The following is a 5,543-nucleotide window of genomic DNA, read 5'->3' as shown; positions in this document are numbered from 1 at the left end:
GCTGTCATCATGGATATGAGAGACAAGAACCGCGCGCTGGAGCAGGCACTTTCACGTACACACACAGAGTTGACAGAGGCGCGGGCGCAGTTGGCGAGCATGGGGGCGCTGCTGGAGCTTGACATGCCGATTTACGGAGACGACGGCGATGAAGGGGAGTACGTGACACACGCCAACAACGATTCGCCCGTGTCGGCCGCTACAGGCAGCAGTGGCCCCGTGGTTGCTGTGCCCTCCTCCCCTTCTCCCTTTGTTCGCCGCAAGCTGTCCGACAAGCCGCCTTCCTACCGCTCCCTAATGACTCTCCCAAAGACGTGTCTCCCAGCAGGCAGCCGTGGTGGCGTGTGGGCGGGGATTGGGGGAAGGCGCAGCGAACTGTGTTAACACGCGCGGTGAATGATGGTATGACGTCATGGGGTGTTGCCGCACAAGGCATTGCACAGCTGCTAATGGATCCTGATCTGCGAGGGGCCACAGAAGCAGCCTATGCTACGCTGCTGGCATCAGGTGGTACGATAGCGGTGCCCGCGAGTTCACCCAACTCAGTTGGCCTGCCGATGTTTACGGCAGAGGTGGAGGTGGGGGACAATTCGATGCCCACGCCGCCACGCGCGTCTCCCTTCCCGCCCTCCTCCCCTATTGGCCGTTCAGGGCTGATGCTGCAGCCGCCTCATGCACGTACTCCGACTGGTCAGCGTTCAGTGAGTGCTCTAAAGCGTGTGGCGGCGGCACACAGATCGCCACCCGCACTGCGACGGGCACCAACTGTGGCGCATTGACACAGACGCAGCTGTGCAGCATGCAAGCGTGTACGGTTACCAGTCGGCGCCTGAGGGGTGGCCAGTGAAGTGACGTTCACTGACGGGCCAGCGTGCTATTTCCCTCCTGTGAATACCCCCTTTGGATACCCTGTCCTGTTGTGTTTTGGTCTGCTTTGATTTTGATATTGTGATTTGCTTGTACAAATGAACCCACTGGTATTAACACTCGTGAACCATAGGGCAACACACACTGAATCAGCGGCGGCACCAAGATTTGAACAAGATTCTGAAGCTCTGATGCAAGAACGCAATCATGATGTTCAATTCCGAGTCCATTAGTTTCCGACTAACCGGTCTGCAAGAACTTGAAACTCGCCGCTTGTGCTGTGCGGTTATCAGTTAGAAAGTGTCAAGTTCGCTTTCACACACAGGGGTCGTGCTCACAGGCATGGGCGGTGCGGCGGCTGTCTTGCACTTCCTGACCTGAAATCATCAGATTCTGATCCCGCCGTTCACATTCCATTTCCCCGCGAAGCATGCGCCCCTCGTCGTCCCGCACTACCTTCTCCTCCTTGTGCTGGCAGCGGTTGTGTGCGCTGCCAGTGCAAGCGCGGGCAGGTGCGGCGGCGCGTCCGGCGCTACATGTACGGTATGTGCCCCACATTGCAATCCTGCTCGAGCAATGGCCACTGCGGCAGTGCAGCGGCACCGGCTCCTCGTACTGCCTAGTGTCCAACGGCTGTCAGGCTGCGTATGGGCTATGCACTGCCAGCTCTGCGTCCGCGAGCAAACCCCCTGCGCCATGACGCCGCCATCGCCGTCACACAATGTCATTCCCACGCCCTCCCCTTCGGCCGGCACCGACTGCGGCCAGTCGGGTGACGGCAGCAAGTGCCCACCAACCTGGTATTGTTCTAACAACGGCTGGTGTGGCCAGACCGCCGCGTTCTGCGGCATTGGCAACTGCCAGGCGGCGTATGGTGATTGTTGGATCACGCCCTCAGTCTCGCCCTCTGTAGGCTTCACGCCGTCCAACACACCCTCCTTCACCCCCACATCCTCACCCGGCTCCCCGTCCAAAGCCCCTGCGTACTCTGGTGCCACATCTGTAAATGCTGTATGCCCACATAAGGCATAATCTGCCCACATGTATGGCCATGCGAGATTCCTGTGCCTTCTTGTATGGTCATACATGCCTTCATGTGACCAAATGGTATGACCACACAAGCGTGCCCCTGACCACAGAAGCAGCCAGTTAGGCCATTCGCCTAAGGTGTCCATGGACGTCCAGGGACGTCCATGGACAGTTAGTGTTAGGCCTAAGGTTGTCCATGGACGTCCATGGACACGCTGGTGTGACCATATCATGTGAGCATATGTGTCTTCTGAATGCCCAAGCCCACGTATGGCCATATGTGAGGGCGTAGTCTGTTCATACATGATGGATGCACGAAAATGCCCGTACCCGCTGCCTGTACAAGTACCGGTACTATGTCTAAGCGAGGCGCTGCCCTGCAAGCGTCATGCCCTGTAGTGGCGCCGGATGCCAGGCCACCGCCTTTTCCCAGTATGGGGATTGCACTGGCAGCTCTGAATGCGCATGCTGTGGCCATGGCTGCAAAGCAGGGCGCAGCGGCTGCCCAGATGGCTCATGTGGCGATTCCAGCAATTGGCGGCCCTGTGCCACTGCCAGCAAGGAGCCCGCCTGCAATCCGCCACGTTTTACACAGACGTGAGGGTGTTACAAATGTGGACGCAACCTGTCCTCACACTGGCAAACGGCGGGCCCTTGGAAGTGATTCTCCTGATACTCACCCTTCATCTTTCCTGCATGTGCCCCCGCCTAGCCCAGCGAGCGTGGAGGCACTGCCTATCTCAGAGCCACGTCGGTGTTCGGCAGTCTGGGAGGCTATGGGAGGTTCATTCAAGCTGGAGGCTGACATGCAGGCGCGATGCAGCCTGTGTGGTTGGGCCACTCTGTTCAAATCAAGTGGGGGCACCAACCCCCTTGCCCGCCACATCAAGACCAGGCATCCAAAGAAAGAGTTGGAAGTAGCTGCAGTGCTTTGCGCTGCACTGGAGGCGTGGGAGAAACAAAGCAAAGATGTGCCAGTGCGTGAACACACAGAGTGACATGTTCATGTGTACACAGATATATGAGCACCAAAATGCATCAAATTCATGAGGTCAAGTTAATGTTGACAGGCCGTGTGACCATCTTTGTCCAATTGGTAATTGTTGTTCATGAGGACATATCATGCAGGCACATTCATACAGGCAAAACAGAAGAATTCATACAGGCAAGGCCAAACAGGCAGAATGTGGGGGCACATAGAAGTGGCATTTCCATACAGACATGCTATGACAACATCAAATGCAGGCAAACATATTCTGCTCATACTGGCATCGTCATGCAGGCATAATGTATGTCCACATGAGTTGCACACACAACAAATATATGTGCACCACCTGGCAACAACCGTTGCGCACTTTAGCTGCTCCATGTGGGGATAGTGCCAACAGTGTCAGCCCCTTGAGCACGTGCTACAGCCAAGGCGATCTCGAGAGTGCCATCAACGCTACATGTGCCAGCGCTGCAAGCACACCTCCCCACATAAGGTGCTAGTGACTAGCCTAACAATGCAAACATGTTCCACAGGGGGTCATCGCAGTTGTCTCCACCACACGATCAAGTGTGAGGTAGGTGGCCGTTCCGGCTGCTGCCGCCAAGCTAGCGCCCCCATACAGCCCACCATCGAAGACAGTAAGTCTGTGGGTGTGTAAGAGGCCCAGGAGGTGTGGCGGCTTCCCTTCGCTGCCAGTCATTGCAGCCTGCCTACGTAATGCAGAGAGTGGGGCAAGCACAGGAGTTTCCCAGGCCTGGTGGGGCCCACCAGCAACGTGGACTTATGTTTGTTATGGTACATGCAGGCACGCAACTCGAGAAGCAAGAGGAAGGTCAGGATGCGCGGATCTTGAAGTGGTCATCCGGCTACATTTTGAAATGAGATCGGACACAGGTACTTTCCCCCCCCTGAAAGCGTGCTCAGCCCCTTCCATGAGTGTTTTGCTTGTACGTAGAGGTCCAACATACCGGGTGGAGTTGGTTCTGCCAGCGCAACGGACACTGGAGTGGGAAAGGTGCGTGTGTGTGGTCATACAATGTGGGCATCTGTGGGCGTTTCTATTTTGAATGCACTTGGCATCCAAGCCGTGCCACGGCGCTGCCCTTCTCCCCTGCCCCTGTTCCTGTCTGCAGGCGCAGAACTTAGTGGGGCTGCATGACCAGCTGTACACCCTCTCCTCGCAGGCACTTCGCCCATTCCAATCTGGGCCATTTCACAAGGTGGAGCTTCGCCACTGTGCCAGTGCCTCCCCACGCTTCAGGTCAGCCTTTTTCTTGCATGCCTGGTGCATTGGTTGTAATGCCGCTCCTCTCTGCCATTCCCCGCCCCAGAGCCAGCTGTCATGGCGATTCTTCAATGTACCTCGGGGAGTCGGGGTTCCTTTTCCCCTCCTGCCCTGCAGGGCGGCGGTTGACACAGTGACATCCGAGTCAAGGTACGTTTACTGTTTGTTGTGCCTTTGCACTCCAGGCATGCCTGTCACATAGTGTTATTTGCCCCCTGTGTGCCTTGTGATTGTGTCATGTGGTGATTTTCACACCGCAGAGTTCGCTGGGGATGTCCTGCCTGAGGCACCTCGCCGGTGCTCATGGTACCAAGGAAACAGCATCGTCGTCAATGTATGGCGTGTGACCAGGGCCAGCAAGAGCACCAGGCCCGCCCTCGCCAGGCGTGTACGTTGTATGGCCTTCTCGTGTGGTCACACAACTGTGCCCGCATGAAATGAATACACCCTATGTTGACATACATGTAGGCATGATGTGGGGGCAGCCATATGCAAGCATGCTATGTAGGCATCACAAGTGGGCAGCCACAGGCATGCAAGCTGTGTAGGCTCAATATGTGGTCATGCTGGGCAGGCACTTCATGCAGGCACGACCATTGGGTCAAAAACCCGCCATGATGTGGGGACATACTTTGTCCCTACAAACTTGCCCACATGTCATGCCTGTCTGAGCCCATATTTAGGCATACAGCATTTACAGATGCACGCCGCAAGTGTGTGGCAAGGGCGCATGCGAGAATTCACGGGCGAGACGTGTCCCGTGGACTGTGGCCCCTGCCACCCTCAGGCTCTCGCCGACGTGTACGCGTGCCAGGAGCAGGGTGTGTATGCGCTGTCCTTTGATGACGGCCCCGCGCCCAACTCCACACAGACGATTCTTGACACGCTGGCGCATCAGTGCTATGGAAATCGCTAGTTTTAGGGGTATCCCTAAGCCCCAGATTTTAGCAAATGTTCCTACTTTTAGCGGCATGGTCCGCTCATTTTAGTGGCAGGATGCCGCTAAAATGTGCGGCATCGCCCCTCTTTTTTGCGGCATTCCCCCTATTTCGAGCCGCTCCCCCGCAGCTTTGGGCCCCCTGCTACAGCGTATGGCGCCCCAAGGATATAGTAAGATGTACGGCGTTCATTGTTGGAGTCACAGCCAGGAAAACACGCACACACACACATACACGATTCACACGGCGGCATCGCTGGCCCTCCGCCATGCCAGGCTCAACCGCGTCATCCCCGCTTGGCAGAAACTTGGAGATATATACCACAAACACGCTGTGACGAAGCGCCAAGCGCCAGCCGCCCCACAGCGGGCCTCAGAGAAGCTTGTACGAAACGATGCCGTGCATCGTGCAAGGGCCTCCACGTCGTGAGAGG

General features: G+C 56.7%; 1 protein-coding gene. It reads left to right on the top strand.

Going from position 1 to position 5,543, the window contains the following annotated elements; genetic code table 11:
- The coding region (locus P4L78_RS01310; protein WP_309326458.1) for a hypothetical protein at positions 1–384 on the top strand (384 nt) is incomplete at its 5' end.
- Positions 385–5,543 lie beyond the last annotated feature (5,159 nt).

It is taken from the genome of Silvimonas sp., from assembly GCF_031291215.1.
Classification (GTDB): Bacteria; Pseudomonadota; Gammaproteobacteria; order Burkholderiales; family Chitinibacteraceae; genus Silvimonas; species Silvimonas soli.
This window is presented reverse-complemented; position numbering and strand designations above follow the sequence as displayed.